This is a genomic window from Rhodoferax ferrireducens (assembly GCF_003347515.1).
Classification (GTDB): domain Bacteria; phylum Pseudomonadota; class Gammaproteobacteria; order Burkholderiales; family Burkholderiaceae_C; genus Rhodoferax.
The window spans coordinates 1-291 of the sequence record NZ_QEII01000217.1 but is presented as its reverse complement, the minus strand read 5'-3'; the positions used below and the strand labels follow the sequence as shown (position 1 = coordinate 291).

Genomic DNA, 291 nt, shown 5'->3' with positions numbered 1-291 from the left:
TCGGCCCGCTGGCGGGCAAGCCGGTGATGGAGGGCAAGGGCTGCCTGTTCAAGAAATTCGCCGGCATCGACGTCTTTGACATTGAACTCGACGAGCTCGACCCCGACAAGCTGATCGACACCATCGCGCGCATGGAGCCGACCTTCGGCGGCATCAACCTGGAGGACATCAAGGCGCCCGAATGCTTCTACATCGAGAAGAAGCTGCGCGAGCGCATGAAGATACCGGTGTTCCACGACGACCAGCACGGCACCGCCATCGTCGCCGCCGCGGCTATCCTGAACGCGCTCA

1 pseudogene is annotated in these 291 nt (G+C 62.5%); it reads left to right on the top strand.

The annotated features are described in order from the left end of the window. Positions 1-291 (top strand): annotated as a pseudogene (locus tag C5P05_RS03275) (NADP-dependent malic enzyme); the annotation flags it as partial.